The following is a 25,407-nucleotide window of genomic DNA, read 5'->3' on the forward strand; positions in this document are numbered from 1 at the left end:
CGGCCGGGACAGCGCCAATCCTCCCGAGAAGGTGATGGCGGAACTGGAGGCCGACCGTTACCACCGCTGCTGGAGAAGTGCCGCCTGAGTCGGCAGCCGCTCGCGGAGGGCGGTGTCGACACCAGGAGCGGACACGCGCGCGAGGCCGCGATCACGCGCTGTGCGGGCCCCGGGGTTACGGTTTCTGCGGCCGGTCCAGGATCAGGTCGCCGGCGCGGGTGAGGACCTCGGTCCGGGTGCGGCCTTGGTGGTCGGCGGCGAGAAAGTGGTGGCCGATGGCAACGCAGAAGGCGAGGAGGGAGCGGGCCTCGACCTCGTCCGGGTCGGCGCAGAAGGTGCCGATCATCTCGCGGAGCAGCTCCATGCGCCGGTTGTCGACGCGGCGCAAGCGGGTAGCGACGGCCTTGTCACGCCGGGCCCAGTCGCGGACGGCGAGGTCGATGGGGCGCAGCCGGTCGCTGGAGAAGGTGAGTATGCCGGCGAGGGTGATGAGGTCTCTGGGGTCGCCGTCCGCGTCCTGCCGGATGCGATGGATCACCTGGTCGGCAGCCTCTCGTTCCCAGGTGTCGAGCATGGCGGCGAGGAGTGCGTCGCGGTCGGTGAAGTGGCCGTAGAAGCCGCCTTTGGTGACCCCGAGGCGCTTGGCGAGCGCTTCGACGCGGACGGCGTCGGGGCCGCCCTCGGCGAGGGCGGTCAGGCCCTCCTCGACCCATCGGTCGCGGGGTGTGCGTGCGGCGCCCACGGTGTGTCCTCCCTCACGGATTGGATCGAATATACGCCTCCGTACGTCAGCTCTGGCATTGTTGGCCGCGTCGTATACGCAAGCGTATAGAACCGGGAAGGCGTCCGCCGCATGAAGCTCCCCGTCACCGAACACACCACCCGGCCGTGGCGGATCCACGAGTTCACTCCCGACTTCACGACCGAGGATGTCTGGTCCTTCCGCACTCCGGGCGCCGGGCCCGACGATTTCCCGCGCGTGCTCGCGGCGATCACGGCCGGCGCCGGTCCCTCCCGCCAGACCGGACCATCAGGGTTCCTGTTCGCGGTGCGCTGGAAGCTGGGTGCCCTGCTCGGCTGGGACGACCCGAAGGCGGGCCTCGGCCCACGCGTCCGGTCGCTGCGCGAGCGCATGCCGGAGGAACTGACGGCTACGGCGGATCCCGTCCCGGGCCTGTTCGTCCCCCTGTACGAGCTGCCCGATGAGTGCGCCCGGGAGCTGGCGAACAAGACCGTCCACGGAGTTGCGCACCTGGGCTGGGTGGAGACGCCCGACGGCGGCCACGAACTCCGCATGGCCGTCCTGGTCAAGCCCAACGGCCGCCTGGGACGCGCCTACATGTCCCTGATCGCACCCTTCCGCTACCTGATCGTCTACCCGGCGATGACCCGCCGGTGGGAAGCCGCCTGGCGGGATCGGGAACGGCTGCTCGGGCAGAACCCCTAGGGCCTGTCCGGCGGATCCTGGGCGATGGTCGTCAGGAGGTTTGCGACCAGGGGGCTTGTATCGTTCTTGCGCCAGGCGACGGCGACTCGTGTGCGTGCGAGGCCGGGTCCAAGCCGGCGGAAGGCGACGCCTTTGAGGCGGATCCGCCGGATGCTGGCCGGGGCCACGGATACCCCCAATCCGGTTTCCACGAGCGCGCAGACGGTTTGCCATTCCACTGCGTACTGGGCGATCTCCGGCGTGAAGCCTCCCGCGATACATAGACCGGTGATCTGGTCATAGAGTCCTGGGCCGGCCGCCCGGGGCAGGAGCACGAACGGCTCGGACGCCAAGTGGGCCAGTTGCACGGCGCGTTGGGCCGCTAGCGGATGTGCTGCCGGTAGGACGGCCACGAAGGCTTCGTTGAGTACGGTCTTGAAGCCGATGTCTGTCTCGTCGGTGGGGGGTTCGCGCAGCAGACCGATGTCGATGCTTTCGTCGTGGAGGGCAGCGAGCTGAGGTGCGGTGGTCATCTCGTGGATGTCCAGATGCACGTCGGGGAACTGATATCGGAAGGTGCGCAGCAGATCAGGCAGGACGGTCAGCGCGAGGGAGGCGGCGAAGCCGATCCGCAGACGGCCGGCCTGTCCGTTGCCGATGGCCCGTGCAGCGGCCAGGCCGTCAGCGAGGCCGGTAAGCGCTCGGCGGGCGGTGGGCAGCAGTTCACGGCCGACCGGGGTGAGCGTGATGCCTCCCGGTTCGCGATGGAACAGGGGATGGCCGACCTTGTCTTCCAGGCGGCGGATCTGCTGGCTCAATGGCGGTTGCGCGATGCCGAGGCGGGCGGCTGCGTGGCCGAAGTGCAGTTCCTCGGCGAGCACGACGAAGGCGTGCAGCTGCGCAAGGGGAAGTTCGGGGCGCTCCATACGTCTAGAGATATCAGGTCATTCCTGAGGGCGTATTAGACGTATCGCTGTTGGTCACTTAGCGTTCGGCGCATGACAGAGCGACGTGCCGTCCTCAGCGGTTCACCCTTTGAGGAGCAGATCGGTTATGCCCGTGCTGTGGTCGACGGCGAGTGGCTGCATGTGTCCGGGACGACCGGATTCGACTACGCCACCATGACGATCTCCGATGATGTGGTGGAACAGGCCGAGCAGTGCCTGCGCAACATCGAGGCCGCTCTGGCCGAGGCGAAGTGCACCTTCGCGGACGTGGTGCGGGTTCGCTATCTGCTGCCCGACCGCGAGGACTTCGAGCCCTGCTGGCCGGTGCTGCGCCGCACTTTCGGCGAGGTCCGGCCGGCCGCCACGATGCTCATGTGCGGCCTGGCCGACCCACGCATGAGGATCGAGATCGAGGTGTACGCACGGCGGCCCATCGCTCAGCAGCCCACGAGGGGATCAAGGGGGAACGGGGTGCGTCGTGCCCGATGGCGGGCGAGGCGATCTGACCCATCATGAGTGGTCCCGGCTGGAACCACTGCTGCCTGTAGGTGGCCGCCCCGGCGGCCGGTGGAGCGATGACCGCACAGTGATCAACGGCACCACGCGACAGGAGCGCGTCGTACCGCGCCTTGTGTCCCGGGGCGGCGCCGGGCCGTTCCCCGTCTCGCAGTCCTGACCGTCTGCCCCGCGGGCAGGCAGTCGATGGCCGCAGCCCAGGAAGCCGGCGGCGGCCGCAACCGCTGGGACGGCGTCCTGCCCACGTCGACTCTCCTGATCGAGTGGCCGGACAGCCAGGATGCCCCGTCGCACCACTGGATATCGAACCTGCCGGCCACGACTCCGGTCGCCGATCTGGTGCGGTGGGCGAAGTGCCGACCCCGAAGCCTGAGAGGCCGCCCTGGGGGGCGACATGCCTCGATGTTCCCGGTGGTGGCCTACGTCGGCGGGACCACGGACTCGTGATGGGGGCCTCGGTCTCCGAGCATCCGATGTCGGTTCGTGCCCGTGCCCTTGGACGGCAGCGGGCCCCGGCGGTGTGCTCGCCGAGGCCCGCCGTCGGTGGATGCGGTTCAGCCACAGCAGTCGCAGCCGGGGCGGCACCCGCAGGCGTCACTCTGCTCAGCACCGGCAGGCGACACCGCTGCGGCCGGGGGCGCAGCAGCCCTTGCCCTGCCAGGCGTCGCGGCCTTCCTTGACGGCGATGGCGGCGATGACGAGGGCGGCGATGGGGTCGGCCCAGGACCAGCCGAGGGTGGCGTTGAGGACCAGGCCGACGAGGAGCACGGCGGACAGGTACGTGCACAGCAGGGTCTGCTTGGAGTCGGCGACCGCGCTGGCCGAGCCGAGTTCGCGTCCGGCCCGGCGCTGGGCGGCGGACAGGAACGGCATGACCGTGAGGGAGAGGGCGGCGATGACGATGCCGGGGATGGAACGTTCGGCCTCGCCGGTGCCGGCCAGAGCGCGGACAGCGTCGACGCTGACGAACGCGGCGAGGGCGAAGAACGACACCGCGATGATCCGCAGCGTCCGCTTCTCCCGCGCCTCTCGGGCGGCGTGGTCGGAGGCGGAGAACTGCCAGGCGACCGCGGTGGCGGAGGAAACCTCGATGACGGAGTCGAGCCCGAAGCCGATCAGCGCGGTGGAGGAGGCGATCGTCCCGGCAGTGATCGCGACGACCGCTTCGATGACGTTGTAGGTGATGGTGGCCGCGACCAGCAGCCGTATCCGGCTGGCGAGGACATCGCGGCGGGCTGGGGTGGGGCTTATGCCGATGGATGTCTCGGCGGTCATCAGCAGCAGCCCTTCTGATCCGCGTCCGTACACGTCTTGTCGAGGTCGACGGCGACCACGGCGGTGCGCAGGTCGTCCAGCGCGTGACCGAGGCGTTCGTCGGCGAGCTCGTAGCGGGTGCGTCGGCCCACCGGCACCGCGACGACGAGGCCGCAGTCGCGCAGGCACGCCAGGTGGTTCGACAGTCGGGTCCGGGAGATCTCGAGGGCGTCGGCCAGGTCGGCGGGGTGGGCCGGCGCCGCGCGCAGGGCGAGGAGTATCCGGCAGCGGATCGGGTCGGCGAGGGCGCGGCCGAACCGCGCCAGCGCCTCGATGTCAGCAGCGACAGTCAGCACACCCACGACTGTACACGGATAGCTGAGTTCACAAAATCCTGAATTATTGGCTGCCGCCTGCACAGCGGCCCAACTCCGATGGCAATCGGGCCAGGTTCCCTGCCACAGGGACAGCGGCGCGAGCTCGGAGACGATCGCCGCTCCCCCCGATGACGCCCGACGCGATGCTCAGCCTTCAGCCACCTCCGGGCTGTGGAGGCCGGCGAGACCGAAGCGGCCACCGGGCTTGCCAGCGCCGATCCGCGCATGCCCGCACTGCTCATGGACGCAGCGGAGCGGGTCAGCGTCCCGGTCACCGCCCGGTGCGGCATCGACCCGGACCCGTGCGAAGACGCCTTCGCCTTGGGTCGTCGGGCGCGTCCTCGCGGCCACCCCGCGCGGCTGGGCGCAGGCCGGGCCGGAGACGTCCGTCGCAGTGCCGTTGCTCTCGTTGACGAAGCCGGGCGGGTTCGCGGGTCATTCGTTCAGGACTGCGGGCCGACTCGCCGGCGTCGCCGGACTCGCACCCCACCGCAGCAGCCGCACCAGCTCGGGCAGGCCGATGGCAACCAGAGCGGCACCGCCTTCGGAGTCGGCATAGAGGATGGGACGTTCCTCACCGCCTTCACCGCAGAAGAGGTACGCGGTCGCGGACGGTCGAAGAACCCGTCAGCTGCCCCGAAGACCGACCGCCAGCGTCAGTTCAAGCACCCGGTGCGGGGACCCGAGATCCGGGAACAGCTCCCTCAGCTGCGACATCCGGTACCGGACGGTCTGGGGATGGACGAACAATGCCGCCGCCACCTCGTTCCGCCTGCCGTGGTGCAGCAGCCACGCCCGCAGCGTCTCCTCCAGCCGCCTCGCGGTCGCGACAGGCAGGGTCCGCAACGGTGCGAGGGCTCGGGCACGCAGGTCCGCGAACGCGTCCACGTCGGCGCTCAGCACCAGCTCGGGCAGGTGGTCCTCGGTGTCGCGGATATCAGAGGAGAGGGAGCGCGCGCGTACGGCTCGTGCGTACGAGGCGGACGCACGAGTCCATGGCCGGGCCGGGCCGACCACGGCGGTGCGGTCGGTCAGCTGCCGCAAGAGATGTGACCGGTCGGCATCGGGGACCAGCAGCAAGCCGGTGGCATCCGGCAGATCGTCGAGGACGAGAGTGCTCGGGTCGAGCGCGCGGTAGGCAGGCCGGGCCTGGGCGGCGGGCAGCAGGACCGCGGTCAGCGAAACCGGGGGCTGCCACCCGGCCCGTTGAGCAGAGGCCAGCAGCACCTCCGGACTCGCGCCGGCGACGAGGTCGCGGGCCAGGTGTTCCAGGTGGCGCTCGTGGGCCCTGCCCTGGGCGGCCAGTTCGTCGGCGTGGCCCGCGGCGCTCGCGGCGGAGAGCTCGTCGATGTAGGCGAAGGTCAGCTCGGCGAACTTGGCGACCTCGGCGGCGGGCAGACCTGCGGGTACGGCACCCGCCGCCAGGCATCGCCAGGCCACGCGGGCGCCGACGCGGTAGGCGCTGAGCAGGGCATCCATCGAACGGCCGTCGCGTACCTCGCCTCGGCCCAGCTCGTAGGCTGCGTCACCGGCGTCGCCGCCCGTGGCGTTCCCGCTCGCGAGATCCAGGTAGTGACCCAGGGCGGTGCGGACGGCTCGGCGGATGGTGCCGCCCATGCTGCCCGAAAGGGCGTTGGCGTAAGGAGGGACTTCGTCGATGATCGCCTGGACGACCTCGTCGGCGGTGGTCTTCAGCGCGGCCCGAAGTGCGGTGGCCGTCGTCTCATCCAGGGCCAGTTCGGTGGCCCGTCGGATTGCATGGCTCATGTTTTGTTTCCTGGGAACAATTCAGCCGACCAGATTTACGTCCTGCGGTCAGGACTTTACGCCTTGAGGCACAGCAAGCTGGAGCCATGACGAGTGCAGCCCTGCGCAGCAGGGCGTGGAAACTGCTGGAGATGGTCACGACGCCGCTGCTGCCGTCGGACTACCTTGACCTGGTCAGCCCGCTACGGGCGGGCGCTGACCTGCGTGGGCGCATCGAGGCCGTGCATCCCGAGACGAGTGACGCCGCGACCATCGTGATCAGGCCGGGACGGGGCTGGCGCGGCCACGCAGCCGGTCAGTACGTGCGGATCGGGGTCGATGTCGACGGGGTGCGCCTGTGGCGTGCCTATTCGGTCACCTCACCGACAGACCGCCGGGACGGCCGCATCACGATCACCGTGAAGGCGATCCCGGACGGCAAGGTCAGCAACCACCTGGTCCGCAGGGTGAAACCGGGCACGCTGATCCAGCTCGACCAGGCGACCGGTGACTTCGTGCTGCCGGAGGCCAAGCCCGCCAAGGTGCTCTACCTGACGGCCGGCAGCGGCATCACGCCGGTGATGGGCATGCTGCGCGACACCGAGTTCGACGACGTCGTCATGGTCCACTCCGCGCCGCAGCCGCGAGACGTGATCTTCCGCGACGATCTGCACGACCTGGTCGCGGACAGGAAGCTGCGTCTCACCGAGCTGCACACCGACACGGACGGCATGCTCGACATCGCCCGTCTCGACGACCTCGTGCCCGACTGGGCCGAGCGCGAGACCTGGGCCTGCGGCCCCGCGGGCCTGCTCGACGCCGCCGAAGAGCACTGGACCGAGCACGGCGTCCAGGAGCGCCTGCACACCGAACGCTTCCGACCCAGCATCGTCGTCGCCGGCGATGGCGGCGAGGTCACGTTCAGCACCACCGGCAAGACCGTCGACGCGGACGGCGCCACGCCGTTGCTGGACGTCGGCGAGGAGGCTGGGGTGCTCATGCCGTCCGGGTGCCGCATGGGCATCTGCTTCGGCTGCGTCACGCCGCTCAAGGCGGGCGCCGTCCGCGATCTGCGCACCGGTGAGATCACCGAGGCCGAGCCGGGCGTCCTCATCCAGACCTGCGTGTCCGCTGCGGCGGGCGCCTGCGCCATCGAACGGTAGGAGCACCTTGACCGCCATCGACCCCACCGCCCACCTGACCGCGGAGCAGATCGAGGAGCTCGGCCGCGAGCTGGACGCGATCCGCGACGAGGTGATCGCCGGCCGCGGCGAGAACGACGCCGCTTACATCCGCAAGGTCATCTCGGCGCAGCGCAAGCTCGAGCTGGTCAGCAGGGGCGTGCTGCTGTTCTCGATCTTCCCGCCCGCGTGGCTGATCGGCACCGCCGGTCTGTCCGTGGCGAAGATCATGGACAACATGGAGATCGGCCACAACATCCTGCACGGCCAGTGGGACTGGATGCGGGACCCGAAGATCCACTCCACCACCTGGGACTGGGATCACGTCTCGCCGGCCGAGCAGTGGAAGCACTCGCACAACGAGCTGCACCACACGTACACCAACGTGATCGGCAAGGACAACGACCTCGGCTACGGCATCATGCGCGTCGACGAGGACCAGAAGTGGCACCCGTTCCACCTCGGCCAGCCGCTGTGGAACTTCCTCAACGCCTGCTTCTTCGAGTACGGCATCGCAGCGTACGACCTGGAGCTCGGCAAGAACCTGAACAAGCGCCGCCGCAAGAGCCCGGAGTTCCGCGCGCGGGCCAAAGCCGTGGGCCGTAAGATCCGCAAGCAGGTGCTCAAGGACTATGTGATCCACCCGCTGCTGTCGGGCCCGTCGTTCCTCAGCACGCTCGCCGCCACGTTCACCGCGAACCTGGTCCGCAACATCTGGACCCACTCGGTGATCATGTGCGGGCACTTCCCCGAGGGCGTGCAGGTCTTCGAGCGCCGCTCGATCAAGGACGAGACGCGCGGCCAGTGGTACCTGCGCCAGATGATGGGCTCGGCGAACATCAGCGGCAGCAAGGCCATGCACTTCATGACCGGCAACCTGTCGCACCAGATCGAGCACCACCTGTTCCCGGACCTGCCGAGCAACCGGTACGCCGAGGTCGCGGTGAAGGTGCGCGCGTTGTTCGAGAAGTACGAGCTGGAGTACGTCACCGGGCCGCTGCCCAAGCAGGTGTTCTCCGCATGGCACAAGGTCTTCCGGCTCTCACTGCCGAACAAGAAGCCCGGGGTCAAGACGCCGGGCCGCGAGCAGGAGCTGGTCGCGGCCTGATTCCCGGCATGGGTTCACATCTTCCGACCGTACCGGCGGCGCCGCCGGTACGGTGAGATCCGTTGCGGCCGGTGGGCGACCGCGACGGCAGACCGTACGGCACGGGATCCTGGGCAGCCCGGTGTCCGGCTGTGCTGCTTTCGCCGTCGATGCAAGTGAGTGGGGATCCGAAGCCGTCGCTCTGGGCGGCAGAACGGCGCCCGCGGGATCGGCGCCGTATTGCTCGTCGCTGACGACGTCGAATTCGATGCGACCACTCTCCGGTACACCCGCATCTTGCGAACAGCTCCCAGACATGAAGGCCCCCTCACCATGCTCGACGCGGGAGCTGCGCGGTTGCAGATCGTCCGCGCGTCGGACGCCGAAGAGGTACTGCCCGGCGAACCGCACCCGGCCTCCTCCTACTTGGCGGCCATGACCATCCTGGTCGACGACGTCGACGACGCCCGCGAGATCGTCGAAAGCAGCGGCACGATGACCCGGCCGACCAGTGACGGATTCTTCATCTCCGCGCGCCACGCGTACGGAGCCGGCCTGTTCTTCACCGCCGGTTGAACATGAGGACGGGTCGTTGTCCCGAAGATCCCGTTCGAGGGACGCTGGGCCGTTTCCGCCGGCCTTCTCCCCCGTCCACGTGCGACACCTGGTATGCGCCGCGCCCGCAGCCGAACCCGGCGATGGACACCACCATCGCCGCTCATCCTGCATGTCCTGTCCCTATCGGAGAACTGTCATGTTCGGAACTCTCATGCTTCTCACCGGCCCGACCGTAGGATTTCGTCTCCTCGGCAGGCTGGGCATCATCTTCTCCGCGTCGGCGGGGAGGGCGTGCCGGTTCCGGCGAGGGTGACGGCGTCGACCGAAGCGCCCCCGACAGGAGGCCGCCGGTCTCCTGTGATCCTGCACGCGCCGCCCGTCTGCCCGACCGGCCGTGGTCGGTAACCGGTGGCCGCCGTGAAGCACCCCGCCTTCGTGGGGACCAGCAGTGACGGTTGGGCGCCCAGGACCGGAGCTGGCAAGCCCTGGGCGCGCCCGGTGGCGTACCGCGTGCTGCTGGTCCCTCCCCAGCGAGGGCTCAGTCGCTCTGAGGCTCAGTCTTCGATTCTTCGCGAGGGGAGGGCCGTTCCGACTGATCCCCTTCGTCGGCCAGGTCGGCTCGGTCCGGAGCGCCACTGCTCCACGCGACGGGCGGTGTCGGCGCTGTGATCGTCTGCGGTTCGTCGGAACCTGGGCGAACGCTCGGCTGGGATCCCGGTGTGTGGGACGTCTGCGCTTCGTCATTGGAGTTCGTCATGGAGTGCGTGTTCCCGTCGTTCTCATGCGAATGCCCTGCTGTTCACATCGTGCGGCATCAAGACGCGGCTGGCCTCCGCACAGACCCGCCGCCGGACGGGTTTCTCGCCGGACCCACCCGACCAGGCTCCCGGCGTGCGCGTATCCGCCGCCCGCCCGGACGAGACGGACGGAGAAGTAGTGGCGTCGTAGCCGCTCCACGGGTTGGTGGTGTCCACATGGGCGACATCGCGTCGGCATTCACCAGAGACAGACAGGCATCGGGGCGAGACACAGCGTGGTCAGGCGCCTGCCGGCGCGGCGTACCGCGGAGATCGGCTGAGGCCCCCATGAGGGTGGTCGGAGGCGCGCAAGCGAGCGCCGGGAAGACCGCGGGCCGGGTGCTCCGGTGGTTCCGGTGGCGCGTCCGCGGTGCCTTCAGCCGAGCCGGTCGACCGGGGGTGGCCGGGGAGGTTCCAGTGGCGGAATCAGCCGTCCGTGCATACTTCTGCCGGAGAGGTCCACCGTCCCGGCGGGACCACGCTGAGCAGGAGAGATTTCCAGTCATGGGCACCGGTATATCGGCCACTGGCGGGTTCGGAGGACGCTTGCGCGCCTTACGGACGGGCGCCGGGCTCAGTCAGGAGGAGCTGGCGCAGACCGCGGGGGTGAGCGTGCGGGCCCTGTCGGACCTGGAACGCGGGCGCGCCCGGGGACCGCAGCGCCGCACCGTGGAGGCCCTGGCCGCCGCCCTGGGCCTGGACGAGGCCTGTGCCGGGGAATTGGAGCGGGCCGCGAGCCTGGGACGCACCCGCCGGACCGCCGGGAACGCCGACGGGCCGGAGAACGGACCGAATCCGTCCCACACCCTCGCGCTCCCCCGCGACCTGCACGACTTCACCGCCCGCGGCCCGGCCCTGGACCGGCTCCTCGCTCTGGCGGACGGCGTCGATCCCGCCCGTCCGGCGGTCGCCGTGATCTGCGGGCAGCCCGGCCTGGGCAAGACCGCTTTCGCCGTGCACGCCGCCCACGCCCTCGCCCCGTCCTTCCCCGACGGACAGTTCGCCGTGGACCTGCGCGGCATGGACGCCCGGCCCACCCTTCCGCGCGACGCCCTGGCCCGGCTGCTGCGCGCCCTGGGCGTGGCCGGCAGCGCCGTACCGGCCGGCGCCGACGACCGCGGCGGCCTGCTCCGCTCCGTTCTGCGCGACCGGCGCGTACTGCTCCTGCTCGACAACGCGGCCGACGAGGAACAGGTTCGTCCCCTGCTGCCCGGCCACGGCCCTTCGCTCACGCTCGTCACCAGCCGCCAGTCGCTGGCCGGTCTCGAAGCGACGCACCGCACGGAACTCGTGCTGCTGCGCCGCGAGGAGGCGGTCGAACTGCTCAGCCGGATCATCGGCCGCGAACGGGTCTCCCGGGAGAGCCAGGCCGCCCGCGACCTCGCCGAGCTGTGCGGGTACCTCCCCCTGGCCGTACGCATCGCCGGACAGCGCCTCGCCTCCCGGCCCGGCGAACGCATCGCCAAACTCGTCACCCAACTCGCCGCCCAGGAGCGCCGCCTGGACACCCTGCGGGCCGGCTCCCTCCAGGTCCGGGCCGCCTTCGCCCTGTCCTACCGGCAGCTGGACCCGCGGGCCCGCACCGTCTTCCGCCGCGCCGCACTCGCCGACGGTCCCGACTTCGGCCCCGAGACCGTCGCCCTCCTGGCGGACGTGCCGCTGCGGCAGGCGGCCCGCTGCGCTCAGGACCTGACCGACGCCGGGCTCCTCCAGCCCGACCCCGCCGCCGACCGGTACCGCTTCCACGACCTGCTCGCCCTGTTCGCGACCGAGCAACTGGCCGAGGAGGACGAGCCCGGGCAGCTCACCGTAGTCCGAGAGCGGGCCGACCTGTGGGTCCTGCGCCGGGCCACGGCCGCCGCGCGGCTCTTCGACACCGACCACCACCCCGACGACCCGGGCCACGCGGGCGGCCCCACGCCCGGTGACACGCACGGCGGCGACCCTGACCCTGCCACTGCGCCCACCGACCGCGAGCAGGCCCACACCTGGCTGGAGGCCGAGCGGGCCCAGTGGCTCGCGGCCCTGCGCCGGGTCCAGGCCGCCGGCCACCACCGGCAGGTCGTCGACACGGCCGAGGCGATGCACTGGTTCTCCGACCGCACCCTGCACTGGGAGTTGTGGACGGAGGTGTTCCAACGGGCCGTCGACTCCGCCCGCGCCCTGGGCAGCAGGCGGGACGAGGCCGCCCACCTCAACTACCTGGCCTGGGCTTACAACATGTGCCTCTACGACCACACCGCCGCCCTGTCCACCGCGGAGGCCGCGCTGGCGGTGGCGCGCGAGGTCGACGACCAGCTCCAGGTCGGCTGGGCCCTGGGCTACGCGGCAGGAGCGCTGCACCGGCTCGGACGGACCGACGAGTCCATCGCGCGGCTTCGGGAGGCCGCCGACCACCTCGGCAGGCAGCCCGGCGCGTCCAGCCGCCTCGCCGAGCTCACCGCCCTGAACATGCTCGGCCAGCACCTGCGCCAGGCCGGCCACGCCGTCGAGGCGCTGACCATCCACCGCCGCAGCGAGGGCGTCTGCCTCGCCGGCGTACCAGGCAAGCCCCGTGAACTGGTCGGACTGTATCTCGCGCTGACCCGGCAGCACATCGGCAACGACCTGGCGGCACTGCGGCGGTGGAGCGAGGCGGAGGCACCCCTGCGCTACGCGGTGAGCCACTTCGAGGCGGCCCGGATGCCCGCCTGGAGCGAACCGGCCCGCCTCGATCTGGGGATCGCCCTGCGCCATCTCGCCCGCCATGGTGAGGCCCGTGAGACCTTGATGGAAGCGCAGAACGCCCTCATCCGGCTGAACAATCCGCGCCGGCACGAGGCCGCCGTGGAACTCGGGCGCCTCGACGAGCCCGCGGGGCGGGAGTAGGACCGTACCCGCGACGCCGTACCTGTCGGGACCTGTACGGGCTGAGAGTGGGACACCTGGGAGTCTGCGGGACGAAGGTGCTGTTGCCAGCTGACCTGGTCCGCCTCCGCGTACCGCGGCCGATCCGCTTCAGGACGGACCCCGGCCCGCGGCCCCTGGCAGGAGCTGTGTGCGCGACCGCAGGTCGTCGAAGACAGTGAGGTGAGTCTTGAGCTCGGCGCGCATGAGGAGTCCTTCGAGACAGGCGGCCGCGGCCTGCGCGGTGTCCGCTGGTGCTCGCTCGCGGGGAAGCGGTCCTCTCGTCGGCGGCGACGTCGAGGGGAGCGAAGACGGGTCTGCTCCTCTCGACGTCGCGACCGTCTTCCGGCCGGACCCCTTCGACGGGCCCCTTCGACGGGCCCCTTCGACGGGCACCTGGGCGGACAGCTCCAGCGCGAGGTCGCCAGGAGGCGGCCGTCGACCGCTTCCGGGGCCTCCTTCATCCGGCACTGGATCTGCGCCATGGTGCCCAGAAGTCCCCACAGGCGGTCGAGGGCGGGGCGGACGCGGCCGGCTCGGTGTTCCAGCAGTTGCGCTCGTCGTTCCGTTGGCGTTGACGGCCTCGACCGTCAGCCTGTTCGATCTGAAGAGGGGAAGGCCGCCCTCGTTCACCTCTGTCTTCGCGCACATCTTGGCGACGCCGAGGCTCTGCTCCACGGGGGGCTTTGCATGATGGGGTTGACAGTGCCGTCGGTGAGGCGGTCACGTGCCGTGCTGGTGCGTCCATGGGAAGGCGATGCGTGCGTCCGGTTGAGATCCGATGAACGTGGTAAATAGTGGACCAGTCGTCTAGTATCGGTTGTGCTGATCCCCTTATTGGGTAACAGAGCAAAGGAACCCCCTCATGTCCGTGCCACTTTCCGTCGTTATTGCTCATCACAGCGGCTACCGCCACACCGGGCGCCAGGCCGGCGCCGCCGCCACCGGCGTCGATTCGGTCTCCGGTGTGTGCGCCGATCTGCCGGACGTCGTCGCTCCGGACGACCGCCTCCGGGCGGCTCTTGAAGAGGCTGACGCGATCATCTTCGGCTCGCCCACCTCCATGGGGTCCACCTCCGCAGGCTTTCGCCAGCCTGCCGAGGCCAGCGGCAAGGTACGGGCCGCGGAAGGCTGGCAGGACAGGCTCGCGGCCGGTTCGACCAACTCCACCGGCGTCCGGGGCGACCTCAACCGTCTCGGCGGCTTCGTCGGCGCCATGGGCCGTTCCTCCTCCGACCTCGACCCCGAGCACGCCCACCCCGACTCGAACCTGCGCACCGCTCACCGCCTCGGCGCCCGCACCGCGCTCCAGCCCGTCTACGGCCGCGAGGCCACCCCGGCGGTGACCGCATGAGCGGCCCGGGCCGACTCGGCGACCTGCTGGGCATCGACCACCCCATCGTCCAGGGCCCGTTCGGCGGCGGCCTCTCCTCCGTCGCCCTCGCCGCCGCAGTCAGTGAGGGCGGCGGCCTCGGCTCCTACGGCGCGCACATCCTCACTCCCGACGCGATCACCGGGCTGGTCAGCGAACTGAAGGCCGCCACGAGCCGGCCGTTCGCCGTGAACCTCTGGGTGCCGCTCGAGGGCGAGCGCTCCGCACTGCCGGACAACGCCGTCTTCACCGCCGGCACCGAGCGGCTCCGTCCCTACTACGACGAACTCGGCGCCACCGCCCCCGCCTACGAGGACGTCACAGCCCTGCCGGACTTCGACGACCAGATGGACGCACTCCTCGCCGCCGCGCCGCCCGTCATCAGCTTCGTCATGGGTATCCCGCCCCGCCGCGTCATCGACGAGGCGCGTCGCCGGGGTATCGCCCTGATCGGTACGGCGACGACAGTGGACGAGGCCGTCGCCCTCGACGACGCGGGCCTCGACGCGATCGTGGCCTCGGGCAGCGACGCGGGCGGGCACCGCGGGGCGTTCCTCGCACCCGTACGGGAGTCGCTGGTCGGCACCTTCTCGCTGGTGCCGCAGGTCGCCGACGCCGTGACCGTGCCCGTCATCGCCGCGGGTGGCATCGCCGACGGCCGTGGCATCCGGGCCGCCCTCACCCTCGGCGCTGACGCCGTGCAGATCGGCACCGCGTTCCTCGCCACCCGGGAATCCGGCGCGAGCGACGCCCACAAGCGTCAACTCGCGACCCCGGCAGCCCGTACGACCGTCCTCACCCGGCTCTTCTCCGGCCGCACTGCCCGCGGCATGTACAACCGGTTCGTCCGCGACATGGCCGCCTACGAGGACGCCGTGCCCCCGTACCCCGTCCAGAACGCACTGATGCAGCCCATCCGCCGGGCCGCCGCAGCCCAGGCGAGGCCGGAGTACATGAATCTATGGGCCGGACAGGCGGCGGCGCTGGCCGGCGAGGACCTGGGAGCACGGGAGTACCTGGCCAGCCTGGTCAAGGAACTCCCACGTCAGACGTTCCCCACGGATCACCTCGCGCCCGGTGATGAAGCCCGCACGGCAGAGGGCGGCCACGTGTCACCCTGAGCCGGGCGGCCGGGTTCCCACATGTGCGTGCCGTGCCCGAGCGGCGACGCATTGTTCCTGCCGCGTGCGAGGCCCAGTGCGCCGCCCGCGTGAGTGCAACGGTCATACCGCACGGCACTCTGAGCCGGGTAGCCTCCGGTCACTCCACCTGCTGTCTTGCGCAGCAGACGCGCCTGGCCGCCCGCGGGGCTCGAACTCGACGAGCCCCCACTTCGGACCCGCAGCAAGACAGCCCTGCACGCAGACGACTCGTGCCCACGCCTCCGCATACCAACAATCGCTGCTCGAAGTTGTCCACCAACGGCCGGGCGCAGGAGCCGTGCAGCGGTGCTCCCCGGCGGACCGCTGAGGCGGCGGCTTCGAGGTGACGCTCGAGGGCCGCCGCGCGGTCGGGGTCGTGCAAGCTCCCGCCCTCGCCGACCTCGTCGTGGAAGGCCGGTCCCTTCTCGGTGATGAGGAGGAAGGCGGGAGCGTACTCTGCGCAGGCCGGCCCCGACCGTTCCTGCCACTGTTCGCGTCCCCGATCCCTCGCAGAGGGATCGGGCCGCATTGCTGCCGGCGGGCCCGAACTGCGCCACGAAATGTTGCAGGGCGGCCTGGGCGGAGGGGCAAGGGCTGGCACGACTGCATGCTCGCTCCTCTGCTCCAGCGGCTCCGTTCCGGCGCCGGCCGGATCGAGATCGGCGAATTCCTGCGGCACGAGCTGGAAGATCTTCGGTCTCGACCCTCTGGGGCTGCGGCCAGACGCACTGGCCGTCCGGGTGATCGACTGGTGGATGTCGACCGGCCCGGCTGATGGCGCGCCCAGCGCATAGCCCCTCCTTCCGATCGGACCGTGGAGACGGTCCACGAACGCCACCGGCCGTGGTCGGCCGACGGCACCGGGGAACGTTCCGCTGCAACAGGTTCAGTCCGTGGCCGACTCGATCGGTGAGATCTCCCTTCGCACACGGACCGTTTCCGATCCTGCTCCGGGCACAGAACGTCCCTGACAGTAAGGCGGAGCGCGGCTGCGGACTCCGCTTCGGCCCTTGCTGCCGTGATCGCCGTGATCACCCTCTTGACCCTCACGTGACGTCAGGCTCCATAGTCGCTGCCGTGGAGGATCACTGGACCGTGGGACGCGTGGCCGAGCTGGCCGACGTGAGCGTCCGCACGCTGCATCACTATGACGAGATCGGGCTCGTACGTCCGTCGGCGCGGACCCCGGCCGGGTACCGGGCCTACTCGGCTGCCGACCTGGAGCGGCTCAGGGAGGTGGTGGCCTACCGGCGGCTGGGCTTCGGTCTGCGGGAGGTCGCGGAACTGGTTGGCGACTCGTCCACCGACGCGGTCGCGCACCTCCGCCGACTGCGCGGCCTGCTGCTGGAGCGGCGTGATCGCGCGGACGCCATGGTGGCGGCCATCGACACGGAACTCGAGACACGGGCGAAGGGACTGATGGTGACGCCGGAGGAGCAACGGGAAATGCTCGGTGCATGGCTGTACGACGCGATAGGCGGCGCCTATCCCGTGACACGGCGTACCGAGCCGCGTATCGCCGCGCAGATCTGGGACGCGCTCGGGGACGCGCGGACGGTTCTGAACGTCGGGGCCGGCACCGGCTCCTACGAGCCCACTGATCGCGACGTGACCGCGGTGGAGCCATCGGCGGTCATGCGGGGGCAGCGGCCCGCCGACTCGGCACCGTGCGTTGCTGCCGCCGCTGAGAGCCTGCCTTTCGAGGACAACTCCTTCGACGTGGCGATGGCCGTCTCCACCGTCCACCACTGGGGGGACCCGATCGCGGGGTTGCGGGAGATGCGGCGGGTGGCCCGCCGCGTGGTGGTACTCACGTTCGACACCGACGAGCCTGGATGGCAGGACCGGTTCTGGCTGACGCGTGACTACCTGCCCGAGTTCGCCGCCGTCCTGGCAGGTTTTCCCTCCCTTGCGGGGATGGCCGACGCGATCGGCGCCCGCGCTGAGCCGGTGCCCATCCCGTGGGATTGCGCTGACGGCCTGTTCGAGGCGTACTGGCGTCGACCGGGGGCGTATCTGGAAGATCACGTGCGCCGTGCGATGTCGGTGTGGACGAGGGTCGGGCCGGAGGCCGAGCAGCGAGCGGTGCGAAGCCTCAGCACCGACCTCCGTTCCGGCCGGTGGGCCGAGCGCAACAGCGCCTTGGCCGACCTCGACGCGGCAGATCTCGGCCTCCGTCTGCTCGTAGCTTGAACGGACGGGGTCGGTGTCCTGGACCCGGCATCCGGCACCCGGCACCCGGCACGTCACGGTAGTTCGACGGTGTTCCGCTGTCTGTAGGCTTCGCGGGAGGGCATGCGGGCGGCCGCCTTGGCAGCCTCGGCCGCGTCACCGGCCTGGCCTGCGCTGACGGCGAGAGCCAGAGCTCGTGCGGCGCCCCTGCGGCCGGCTGAACCTTGATGCTCAAAGCTCCATCCGCTACAGCGGCCGCCAGCACGCGGCCACAGTGCTGCCTGTGTGATCGCCGGACTCCCACCACGCCAAAGCCGGGACGGCGGTTCATGGGCGGGGCTCCAGCACCTCCAGGGCGCCGGTCTCGGTGTCGTAGCTGCGCAGGGTGGTGAGCTGGGCCGACAGTGGTGGTACCGGAAGCAGTTCGGGGACTCGCCGGCCGGCGAAGGCACCGGCCCGCCGGGTCCGGCCGAGGGTGATGTGGGGACTCCAGCGCCCAGGTTCGTGGAAGGGGTTGAGGGTCTCGGGCGGGCTGTCCGAGGCCACCGCCTCCCACACCCGGCGGTGCAGACCCGCCAGCGGGGAGTCGCAGTCCAGCGCCCAAGCCAGCACCGAGGTGGGCCGCTCGAAACGGACCACGCCGGTGAACCGCACCGGCAGCGGCAGGGCGGCGGCCACCTCGGCGAGCTCCCAACGAATCGGGGCGGTCAGCTCCGGGCAGGCGGCCAGGGTGAGGTGCGGGCTGTTCGTGGGTGAGCGGTGACGGGCCTGACTGGGCAGCCCCGCGTCCGCCAGCCGCCTCCAGGCTTCCCGGACCGCCAGCTCTGCCGCCTCGTCCAGCAGGAGCTCGACCGTGCGCACCCCCGCAGCCTACCGGCGATCGCCTGCGGTCCCCCGTTCGTCGGGCGGGCCGCAGGTATAGGCGACCCCTGCGGTTGCTGGCCGGCGACCACGACGCCCTCACCCTGTGGCTGGGCGGGCGGAAGCTGTCGAGGGACGTGCGTGGGGCGACGGGGAGCGCTGCGATGACGCGGAACGGGACTGATAGGAACTGGCGTTCGTCGGTCGCGCCCGGAAACCGGGGGCCGACTGCCGTGAAAACAGCGGTACGCCACCGCAGCAAGGCCCTGGCCAGCTGAAAGAGACCTCTCACGACGCCCCCCAGACGTCCGGGAGCGCTCCACTGGCGAGGGTCGGCAGGCAAAGAGCAGGGCGTGTCGCCCTAAGCGGGTGGCCCGGCCGTGCGGGACGACGACACCAGAAGGCAGGTGTTCAAGCTCGGGTGGAGAAGCAGGCCACCTGACGCGGTGCGCCACTATGAGTGTCATGTCGGCGAAGTGACGCGGTCTTGGCGTCGTGGCATGAGGCCAAGGATCAGGGGCAGGCGCGGGGGATGCAGGGAAACCAGATGTATGCCATGAGTAATGCAGACGGTCGGCCTGCCCGTGGAGGCGCCACACATCGGCGGGCTGCGGGAAGGCATCGGCGCACTGTACGACGAGTGGGCCGGTGGCATCGCAGGCTCCTGGCCTACCGCGGCGTCGAGCTGCTGCCGTCTCCCTCTCCCGAGGATGCGGCTGAGGAGTGTCTGCTGCTGGTACACATCCGCAAGGTGGTCGGGCGGGTGACCTATCGCACGTGCGACAAGTGCGCCCAGGGCGTGGTGACCGATGTCGTCCTCGACGAACCGTTCCGCGGCTGCGGGCTGGACACCAGGGCACTGTCGCATCTGCGCTCCCAGCATCCCGATGTCACCTGGCGCACCACGCTCGACAATCGCCTCACCCGCGATCTGCTGCGCCGGATGCGTATGCCCAAGGCGGTCCTGGGAGGGAACTGCTCCCACCTTCCGTCTGCCGTCGTCGCCGCCGGTAGTTGAGCGGTTCCAGCAGTACCCCGCTCGCAACGGTACTCCCCCGGCACTGGGCAGCCGGGCCGCGGTGGTCGGGTGAAGGGCCGTGTGTGCAAGACGGTGCGGGCCGGCCGTGAGAGCGCCGTCAGTGGTGGGCGCACGACGCGAGCTCGCGTAGCGAGTACGTTGTCGAGGCCGTTAGGGCCGACACTCGCCGCTGACCGCATATCACCGATGCCGGTGCCGCCGCTCCTGTAGCTTCTTCATCTGCTCCTCGAGGAGTCTGCTGCGCCCCTGAGCCTTGTGGCGCCCTCTGCTGCTCTGCCCGCCGTGGCCCATGTGCAGCAGCTTGTCCGCCATGCCCCTGGCCCGCTGCATCATTCCTTCTGCGCCCATGACCTCACCTCCGGCGTTGCTGTCGGTCCCCTGCCCAGATTGGCATCCGCTCAGGGTCCTCGCATCTTGCGGCGGCAGCACATCGCCGCGTTCAAGGTGCCGCTTCCCAGGTTTCCTCCGGCTCCTCACCCGCGGGATCGAGGGCTTGGGCCAAGCCCACCAACCCCGCCTGCCAACAGAGGGCATCGATCGCCGCAGTCAGCTGGTCACGCAGCACTCGGCAGCCGTCGTATCCCGCCGCCGGAGTCCAGACCGGTCTCTCCCCATCGCTCATACCCACCTCTACCGGGTGACCTCGCCGCCCTGAGCACTCTTCCGCCCGCGTCACCGGCCGCGACCATCGCCCCCGCCTGGGACGACCATCCGGTACAACGTGCGATCACCGTCCTGACAACGGCAGCACCCACGACATCACACCGTCGGCCCAACCTGCGTCCCGTGGAATGGCGCCCCAGCCACTGGTGGGAAGTTGGATCAGCATCGCCCCTATCGTCCGGACTACAGGCGCGTCGCCGGATGGCTGTCGGCCGTTCACCACCGCCGCCGCCTGACGTCCTTGCCTGGCTGGGTCGGCTTCGATCTTCTTCTTGCGGACCAGACCATGGATCGATCACTTCCAGGGCGAGCGCTGGGTGGTGCGGGGCACCCGCGCTTGAATGCTCGGTCGTGGAGGGACTGGGCTTCTTCTCGCGGTTACCTCGTGCACGGCTTCGCTGTTCTCCTGCCGGGCCACGGCGCCGGAGCGTGTCGGTGCTCCCCCTACCCGTGGCGTCCGCCGATTGCTCCCCCTAGCCGTGGCGTCCGCCGATCAGACACGAAGGGCCTCAAACATACGAAAAACTCCATTTTCACCATAAATGCCCGTATGAGCCATGCCTGCTTGGATACCCGGGTGAGATGGCACCGACATTGAGACGGCACGGAAGGCACCACGGGCACACGGTGTCCGACCCCGAGGGCGAGACCAGGCAGGGGACGGGTGCGGGGCCGGATGAACAGGTGGAGGAACGGGCGCCGGACAGCCCCAAGGACCTGCCGAAGCGCTCCTGGGGGGCGGTGCTGAAAGGCACCCTCAAGGAGTTCAAGAAGGATGAGCTGACCGACCGGGCGGCTGCGCTGACGTACTACGGGATCCTGGCACTCTTCCCGGCGCTGCTGGCACTCGTCTCGCTACTCGGGATCGTCGGCCAGTCGGCGACGCAGCAGGTACTGGACAACATCCAGAAGCTTGCGCCCGGCGCCGCCCGAGACGTCCTGAGCAACGCGGTGAAGCAGATGCAGGGCAACGGAGGCATCGGCTCGATCGTGGCGATCGTCGGCCTGGCGCTCGCGATCTGGTCGGCGTCCGGCTATGTCGCGGCGTTCATCCGGAGCGCCAACGCGGTCTACGACGTCCCTGAGGGCCGACCGGTGTGGAAGGTGCTGCCGGTCCGGCTCGGTGTGACGGTAGTGCTGATGGTCATCGCCGTGATCAGTGCGTTGATCGTCGTCTTCACCGGCGGCCTGGCCCGCCAGGTGGGCACCGCGCTGGGCGTCGGGGAAACGTTCCTGACCGTGTGGTCGATCGCCAAGTGGCCGGTGCTCGTGCTCCTGGTCACCATCATGATCGCGATCCTGTACTGGGCAACGCCGAACGCAAAGGTCAGCGGCTTCCGCTGGGTCACACCCGGCAGTTTCCTCGCGCTGCTGATCTGGATGATCGCCTCCGCCGGGTTCGCGCTGTACGTGGCGAACTTCAGCTCGTACAACAAGACCTACGGGGCCCTTGCGGGGGTGATCATCTTCCTGGTGTGGCTGTGGATCACGAACCTGGCGATCCTGCTGGGCCTGGAGTTCGACGCGGAGATGAACCGTCAGCGTGCTGTCGCGGGCGGTCACCCGGCCGACGAGGAGCCGTACGTGCAGCCGCGCGACACCCGGAAATGGGACGAGGAGGATCGCCGCCGCTTTGAATCCTGAGCGAAGTGGTGGGGGTCGTCCCGGTCCGGGGCACTTGTGCGCTGCGCCAGCCTGGCTGTTCCCCCAGTAGTGAACGGCCACCTCAGGACATGGGGCCAGAGGTGTCCGGAAATGATCTCCGTGTCCTTCGCGACCGATGGCCCTGTCGCACCCGGACGTCCTATCAGATGCTTGTGGTCGGCAACGCGATGGTCTTCGCCGCATCCGCGCGGGGTGTTTGGATGGCCTGCATGTCATCGATCCTTGGCGTGCCCCGGCCCGATCAGGCTTCCTACATGCTGCGGGCTGCCGCCGGCGACGCCGGTCGTGCGTACAAGCGGCAGTTGCTGGACCTGTTGGATCTCCAGGCCGGCCACACGGTTCTGGACGTGGGATGCGGCCCGGGCACAGACCTGCCGGCGCTGGCGGAACGTGTCGGGGGCAGGGGCACAGTGATCGGCGTCGACCGCGATCCGACCATGCTTGCCCAGGCCCGCGAACGCACGGAGCATCTGCACCGGGTGGAGATCCGCGAAGGGGACGTGCATGCTCTCCCCGTCGAGCCGGGCACCGTGGACCGGGCCAAGATCGACCGAGTCCTCATGCATGTTGCCGAACCCGCGGACGCACTTGCGCAGCTCCATCGTGCAACTCGGCCGGGCGCGCGCATCGGCCTTGTCGAACCCGACTGGGACACCCTGGTCGTCGACTCCGATGATCTTGAAACCAGCCGCGCTTTCACCCGTTACACGACTGGAGAAGTGGTCCGCCACGCGACCATCGGACGCAGTCTTGCACGTTTCGCCGAGCGGGCAGGCTTCTGCGTGGAAGCTGTCCTCGCCACCACACCGGTCTTCCGTGACTTCCAAGAGGCGGACCACATGCTGGGCCTCGGCCGCAACATGCAGAAAGCCATCAACGAGGGTCGCATCGACCGAGACCACGGCCATCGCTGGTTCACCAGCCTCTCCCAGGGGTCGTTCTACGCGTCGTTCACTCTCGTCACTGTGATCTGCTCCCGCTGAGGCAGCCGGCCTGGCCGGTGTTCGGTCCGTGCTCATATGCTGGCGAGCCGGCGGGAGGCGGTGTCGGTTTCGACGATGGCGTTGCCGAAGGTGAGGCCGTCGACCACGGCCGCGCTGCGGCGGACGTGCGTAAAGGATCTGGTCCAGCCGCCTACACGGCAGAGGTCGAGTTCCAGGTCACCGAGTTCGTCGGGTCAGAGGAGGCCGGCACGGCCGTAGCGGGCGATTCGCTTGTTCAGCTGTGTCTCTTCCCCGCCTTCGACCGGTTCGTCTACGAGGGTGGAGCGCACGCGATGGCCCTCATGGCGACCCCGGCGCCCAGGGCGATGGGCATGTGGACCTGCCGGTGCCAGGCCGCGCCGCTGTTTGAGGCGGTTGACGCGGCGCACGACGGTGCTCCAGCTGCTCGCCGGCCTCGCAGGTCGAAGCGTGGCGGGCAGCCGCCCGCCACGGCCTCGTCACTGGCCATGCCCGACGACAAAGGGCTCTAGAGCCTGCCACGCCCTCCCGCGAAGGCCTCAGGGTTGCTCTGAGGCGCCTCGGTGTCGGGTGGCTGATCCGCGAGGCGCATACTCGGTGATCGTCGCGGTGCGCGATCGGTTCGATGATCAGGTTGGGAAGGGCATGGCGGACATGAGCGAGGCGAGTCGGCCGGTAATGCCGGAGACGGTGGACAGTCCGGCTTTGCGGGCGCAGCCGACGGGCAAGGCAGCCCTGTGGCTGCTGCGTCACCGGGTGCAGCCGGTGGGGCCGGCGGCCGGTGAGAGCCATGCCGAGCCGCATACCTGGTGGAAGGTGATGTGCCTGACCGGCGTCGACTACTTCTCCAGCCTGGCATACGTACCGGCGATAGCCGCGCTGGCCGCAGGCGCGGTATCGCCTCTGGCGACGCTGCTGATCGTCGCGTTGACGCTGCTGGGCATGCTGCCGATGTATCGCCGGGTGGCGAGGCAGAGCCCGCACGGTGCTGGATCGGTCGCCATGCTGGAGGATCTCCTGCCGTTTTGGTGGGGCAAGCTGTTCGTCCTGGTCCTCCTCGGATTCGTGGCCACCTCGTGGATCATCACCATCACCCTGTCCACCGCGGACGCCTCGGTACACGTGGTGGAGAATCCCTTCTTCCCCGCCGCACTCCACGGCCACGAGGTCGCCCTGACCGTGACGCTGCTGCTGATTCTCGGTGGCGTGTTCCTGATGGGCTTCAGCGAGGCGGTCAAGGTGGCCATCCCCCTGGTGGTGGTCTTCCTCGCCCTCAACGCCGTCGTCATCGGTGTCGGTGTCGCACATGTGCTCACCAGTCCCGAAGCCTGGTCGGCGTGGACCGGCTCCCTCACCGACCTCGGCGGCTTCGGCGATCTGGCGGGTCCGGCGCTGCTGGCATTCCCCCTGCTGGTGCTGGGACTGTCCGGCTTCGAAACCGGCGTGAGCATGATGCCGCTGGTGGCGGCCGACGGCTCCGACGCGGAGCAGCGGCTCCAGGCCCGCATCCACAACACCCGCAAGCTGCTCACCGTCGCCGCACTCATCATGAGCGTCTACCTGTTGGCCGCAAGCTTCGTCACCACCGTCCTCATCCCCAAGGACGAGTTCGAGCCCGGCGGCGCAGCCAACGGCCGAGCGTTGGCCTGGCTGGCGCACGAACACGTGGGCGAGGCGTTCGGCACCGTCTACGACATCAGCACCATCCTCATCCTGTGGTTCGCCGGAGCTTCCGCCATGGCCGGACTGATCAACATCGTTCCCCGCTACCTGCCCGACTACGGCATGGCCCCCGAGTGGGGACGCGCGGTGCGCCCGGTCGTCCTTGTCTACACCGCCCTGTGCATCCTGATCACCATCGCTTTCGAAGCCGACGTGGACAAGCAGGCCGGGGCCTACGCCACCGGCATCCTGGCCATGATGGTCTCCGGCGCCTTCGCCGTCACCGTCTCCGCCGCACGCAGCCGCCGTCGCGGTGCCGGCGTCGGCTTCGCCCTGCTCACCGCGGTGTTGCTGTACGCGCTGGTGGCCAACATCGTCGACAAGCCCGACGGCATCACCATCTCCGGCTTCTTCATCATCGGCATCATCACCGTGTCTCTGATCTCCCGCATCTCGCGCACCACCGAGCTGCGCGCCGACCGCATCGTCTTCGACCGGACCGCCCGCCGGTTCATCACCGACACCCTCGCCCACGACAACTCGATCAACATCATCGCCAACCGCCGCCAGGCCGGCGACCTGGCCGAATACAGCGCCAAGGAACGCGAACAACGCGGCACCAACCCGGTACCGGGCCTCGCCGACGTCATCTTCCTGGAGATCGACGTAGTCGACCCCTCCGACTTCAGCGACACCCTCACCGTCCACGGCACCGAAGTCGACGGCTACCGCATCCTGCGCGCCCAGGCCCCGGCCGCGCCCAACGCCATCGCCGCCATCCTGCTGGCCCTGCGCGACGCCACCGGCGTGCGGCCCCACTGCTACTTCGCCTGGGCCGAAGGCAGCCCCCTCAAGCACATGCTCCGCTACTTCCTCCTCGGCCGGGGCGACACCGCCCCGGTCACCCGCGAGATCATCCGCAGCAACGAACCCGACCCCGACCGCCGCCCCGGCATCCACGTCGGCGCCTGAGCCCGTGACCGCGTACGCTGCCCGACGACTGACGGAAAGCAGACGCGATGACGGACCCCGGCAACCCGCTCCGCGGCTCCTGCGGATCCAGTACGTCCTGCTCCTGGCAGCCGTGGGAACTG

At 69.8% G+C, this 25,407-nt stretch carries 21 protein-coding genes and 2 pseudogenes; 15 read left to right on the plus strand and 8 right to left on the minus strand.

Going from position 1 to position 25,407, the window contains the following annotated elements; translation table 11 throughout:
- Positions 1–175: 175 nt before the first annotated feature.
- On the minus strand, positions 176–742 hold the full coding sequence (locus ACZ5Y0_RS27135; protein WP_469131304.1) for a TetR/AcrR family transcriptional regulator: 567 nt from the start codon (positions 740–742) through the stop codon (positions 176–178).
- A 111-nt stretch (positions 743–853) separates the two neighbouring features.
- Between ACZ5Y0_RS27135 and ACZ5Y0_RS27140 the strand changes: the two genes are divergently transcribed.
- The gene (locus ACZ5Y0_RS27140) at positions 854–1,447 is read left to right on the plus strand and encodes a DUF2867 domain-containing protein (protein ID WP_469131305.1); all 594 of its coding nucleotides are present in this window, start codon (positions 854–856) and stop codon (positions 1,445–1,447) included.
- Here ACZ5Y0_RS27140 and ACZ5Y0_RS27145 read toward each other — a convergent pair.
- The gene (locus ACZ5Y0_RS27145; RefSeq protein ID WP_469131306.1) at positions 1,444–2,352 is read right to left on the minus strand and encodes a LysR family transcriptional regulator; all 909 of its coding nucleotides are present in this window, start codon (positions 2,350–2,352) and stop codon (positions 1,444–1,446) included. The genes ACZ5Y0_RS27140 and ACZ5Y0_RS27145 overlap by 4 nt on opposite strands.
- A 72-nt stretch (positions 2,353–2,424) precedes the next feature.
- Here ACZ5Y0_RS27145 and ACZ5Y0_RS27150 point away from each other — a divergent pair, with 72 nt between their 5' ends.
- Positions 2,425–2,889 carry a RidA family protein gene (locus ACZ5Y0_RS27150; protein WP_469131307.1) on the plus strand — a complete coding sequence of 155 codons (465 nt, stop codon included), beginning with the start codon at positions 2,425–2,427 and terminating at the stop codon, positions 2,887–2,889.
- A gap of 144 nt (positions 2,890–3,033) precedes the next feature.
- A pseudogene (locus ACZ5Y0_RS27155) lies at positions 3,034–3,255 on the plus strand (IS701 family transposase); the annotation flags it as partial.
- Positions 3,256–3,443: 188 nt separating this feature from the next.
- Here ACZ5Y0_RS27155 and ACZ5Y0_RS27160 read toward each other — a convergent pair.
- The 3 genes and pseudogenes from ACZ5Y0_RS27160 to ACZ5Y0_RS27170 all read right to left on the minus strand — a co-directional run bounded on the left by ACZ5Y0_RS27160 (position 3,444) and on the right by ACZ5Y0_RS27170 (position 6,287).
- Positions 3,444–4,164: pseudogene (locus ACZ5Y0_RS27160) on the minus strand (cation efflux transmembrane domain-containing protein).
- Positions 4,164–4,499 (minus strand): ArsR/SmtB family transcription factor, encoded by a 336-nt coding sequence (locus ACZ5Y0_RS27165; RefSeq protein WP_469131308.1) that lies wholly within the window; start codon positions 4,497–4,499, stop codon positions 4,164–4,166. Before ACZ5Y0_RS27165 ends, ACZ5Y0_RS27160 begins: the two are co-directional and overlap by 1 nt.
- Positions 4,500–5,147: 648 nt before the next feature.
- Positions 5,148–6,287 (minus strand): PucR family transcriptional regulator, encoded by a 1,140-nt coding sequence (locus ACZ5Y0_RS27170; protein WP_469131309.1) that lies wholly within the window; start codon positions 6,285–6,287, stop codon positions 5,148–5,150.
- An 86-nt stretch (positions 6,288–6,373) separates the two neighbouring features.
- Here ACZ5Y0_RS27170 and ACZ5Y0_RS27175 point away from each other — a divergent pair, with 86 nt between their 5' ends.
- From ACZ5Y0_RS27175 to ACZ5Y0_RS27205, 7 genes are all read left to right on the plus strand, one after another.
- Positions 6,374–7,429 (plus strand): ferredoxin reductase, encoded by a 1,056-nt coding sequence (locus tag ACZ5Y0_RS27175; RefSeq protein WP_469131310.1) that lies wholly within the window; start codon positions 6,374–6,376, stop codon positions 7,427–7,429.
- A gap of 7 nt (positions 7,430–7,436) precedes the next feature.
- Positions 7,437–8,555, plus strand: a complete 1,119-nt coding sequence (locus tag ACZ5Y0_RS27180) for a fatty acid desaturase family protein (protein WP_469131311.1) — start codon at positions 7,437–7,439, stop codon at positions 8,553–8,555.
- Between the two features lie 57 nt (positions 8,556–8,612).
- Positions 8,613–8,714 (plus strand): DUF6207 family protein, encoded by a 102-nt coding sequence (locus tag ACZ5Y0_RS27185; RefSeq protein WP_469131407.1) that lies wholly within the window; start codon positions 8,613–8,615, stop codon positions 8,712–8,714.
- Positions 8,715–8,867: 153 nt separating this feature from the next.
- Positions 8,868–9,110, plus strand: coding sequence for a hypothetical protein (locus ACZ5Y0_RS27190; RefSeq protein WP_469131312.1), 243 nt, complete (start codon positions 8,868–8,870; stop codon positions 9,108–9,110).
- 1,283 nt (positions 9,111–10,393) lie between these two features.
- Positions 10,394–12,757, plus strand: coding sequence for a helix-turn-helix domain-containing protein (locus ACZ5Y0_RS27195; protein WP_469131313.1), 2,364 nt, complete (start codon positions 10,394–10,396; stop codon positions 12,755–12,757).
- Positions 12,758–13,640: 883 nt separating this feature from the next.
- Entirely contained in the window at positions 13,641–14,129 is a 489-nt protein-coding gene (locus ACZ5Y0_RS27200; RefSeq protein ID WP_469131314.1) for a flavodoxin family protein, read from the plus strand.
- Complete coding sequence (locus ACZ5Y0_RS27205; RefSeq protein ID WP_469131315.1) at positions 14,126–15,268, plus strand: NAD(P)H-dependent flavin oxidoreductase; 1,143 nt, start codon at positions 14,126–14,128, stop codon at positions 15,266–15,268. The genes ACZ5Y0_RS27200 and ACZ5Y0_RS27205 overlap by 4 nt, the downstream gene beginning before the upstream one ends.
- Before the next feature lie 139 nt (positions 15,269–15,407).
- Here ACZ5Y0_RS27205 and ACZ5Y0_RS27210 read toward each other — a convergent pair whose 3' ends face one another.
- Entirely contained in the window at positions 15,408–15,818 is a 411-nt protein-coding gene (locus tag ACZ5Y0_RS27210; RefSeq protein ID WP_469131408.1) for a family 1 glycosylhydrolase, read from the minus strand.
- Between the two features lie 566 nt (positions 15,819–16,384).
- On the opposite strand from ACZ5Y0_RS27210, the gene ACZ5Y0_RS27215 reads away from it, so the two are divergent.
- Positions 16,385–17,482 carry a MerR family transcriptional regulator gene (locus ACZ5Y0_RS27215; RefSeq protein ID WP_469131409.1) on the plus strand — a complete coding sequence of 366 codons (1,098 nt, stop codon included), beginning with the start codon at positions 16,385–16,387 and terminating at the stop codon, positions 17,480–17,482.
- A 306-nt stretch (positions 17,483–17,788) separates the two neighbouring features.
- Here ACZ5Y0_RS27215 and ACZ5Y0_RS27220 read toward each other — a convergent pair whose 3' ends face one another.
- Entirely contained in the window at positions 17,789–18,322 is a 534-nt protein-coding gene (locus ACZ5Y0_RS27220; RefSeq protein WP_469131316.1) for a 2'-5' RNA ligase family protein, read from the minus strand.
- Between the two features lie 640 nt (positions 18,323–18,962).
- Between ACZ5Y0_RS27220 and ACZ5Y0_RS27225 the strand changes: the two genes are divergently transcribed.
- Positions 18,963–19,340, plus strand: coding sequence for an N-acetyltransferase (locus ACZ5Y0_RS27225; protein ID WP_469131317.1), 378 nt, complete (start codon positions 18,963–18,965; stop codon positions 19,338–19,340).
- Positions 19,341–19,541: 201 nt separating this feature from the next.
- Here ACZ5Y0_RS27225 and ACZ5Y0_RS27230 read toward each other — a convergent pair whose 3' ends face one another.
- The gene (locus ACZ5Y0_RS27230) at positions 19,542–19,709 is read right to left on the minus strand and encodes a hypothetical protein (RefSeq protein ID WP_469131318.1); all 168 of its coding nucleotides are present in this window, start codon (positions 19,707–19,709) and stop codon (positions 19,542–19,544) included.
- An 897-nt stretch (positions 19,710–20,606) separates the two neighbouring features.
- Here ACZ5Y0_RS27230 and ACZ5Y0_RS27235 point away from each other — a divergent pair.
- The 3 genes from ACZ5Y0_RS27235 (at position 20,607) to ACZ5Y0_RS27245 (ending at position 25,285) form a co-directional block, all read left to right on the plus strand.
- On the plus strand, positions 20,607–21,668 hold the full coding sequence (locus ACZ5Y0_RS27235; RefSeq protein WP_469131319.1) for a YihY/virulence factor BrkB family protein: 1,062 nt from the start codon (positions 20,607–20,609) through the stop codon (positions 21,666–21,668).
- 221 nt (positions 21,669–21,889) lie between these two features.
- Positions 21,890–22,672, plus strand: coding sequence for a methyltransferase domain-containing protein (locus ACZ5Y0_RS27240; protein WP_469131410.1), 783 nt, complete (start codon positions 21,890–21,892; stop codon positions 22,670–22,672).
- A gap of 657 nt (positions 22,673–23,329) precedes the next feature.
- Positions 23,330–25,285, plus strand: coding sequence for an APC family permease (locus ACZ5Y0_RS27245; RefSeq protein ID WP_469131411.1), 1,956 nt, complete (start codon positions 23,330–23,332; stop codon positions 25,283–25,285).
- Positions 25,286–25,407 lie beyond the last annotated feature (122 nt).

The sequence above is a fragment of the Streptomyces sp. NPDC033216 genome (assembly GCF_055577115.1).

Coding starts and splice junctions, on each gene's coding strand:
- ACZ5Y0_RS27140 (WP_469131305.1), top strand. CDS start 854: ATGAAGCTCCCCGTCACCGAACACACCACCCGGCCGTGGCGGATCCAC.
- ACZ5Y0_RS27145 (WP_469131306.1), bottom strand. CDS start 2,352: ATGGAGCGCCCCGAACTTCCCCTTGCGCAGCTGCACGCCTTCGTCGTG.
- ACZ5Y0_RS27150 (WP_469131307.1), top strand. CDS start 2,425: ATGACAGAGCGACGTGCCGTCCTCAGCGGTTCACCCTTTGAGGAGCAG.
- ACZ5Y0_RS27170 (WP_469131309.1), bottom strand. CDS start 6,287: ATGAGCCATGCAATCCGACGGGCCACCGAACTGGCCCTGGATGAGACG.
- ACZ5Y0_RS27175 (WP_469131310.1), top strand. CDS start 6,374: ATGACGAGTGCAGCCCTGCGCAGCAGGGCGTGGAAACTGCTGGAGATG.
- ACZ5Y0_RS27190 (WP_469131312.1), top strand. CDS start 8,868: ATGCTCGACGCGGGAGCTGCGCGGTTGCAGATCGTCCGCGCGTCGGAC.
- ACZ5Y0_RS27195 (WP_469131313.1), top strand. CDS start 10,394: ATGGGCACCGGTATATCGGCCACTGGCGGGTTCGGAGGACGCTTGCGC.
- ACZ5Y0_RS27200 (WP_469131314.1), top strand. CDS start 13,641: ATGTCCGTGCCACTTTCCGTCGTTATTGCTCATCACAGCGGCTACCGC.
- ACZ5Y0_RS27205 (WP_469131315.1), top strand. CDS start 14,126: ATGAGCGGCCCGGGCCGACTCGGCGACCTGCTGGGCATCGACCACCCC.
- ACZ5Y0_RS27210 (WP_469131408.1), bottom strand. CDS start 15,818: ATGCGGCCCGATCCCTCTGCGAGGGATCGGGGACGCGAACAGTGGCAG.
- ACZ5Y0_RS27230 (WP_469131318.1), bottom strand. CDS start 19,709: ATGGGCGCAGAAGGAATGATGCAGCGGGCCAGGGGCATGGCGGACAAG.
- ACZ5Y0_RS27235 (WP_469131319.1), top strand. CDS start 20,607: ATGGCACCGACATTGAGACGGCACGGAAGGCACCACGGGCACACGGTG.
- ACZ5Y0_RS27240 (WP_469131410.1), top strand. CDS start 21,890: ATGGCCTGCATGTCATCGATCCTTGGCGTGCCCCGGCCCGATCAGGCT.
- ACZ5Y0_RS27245 (WP_469131411.1), top strand. CDS start 23,330: ATGCCGGAGACGGTGGACAGTCCGGCTTTGCGGGCGCAGCCGACGGGC.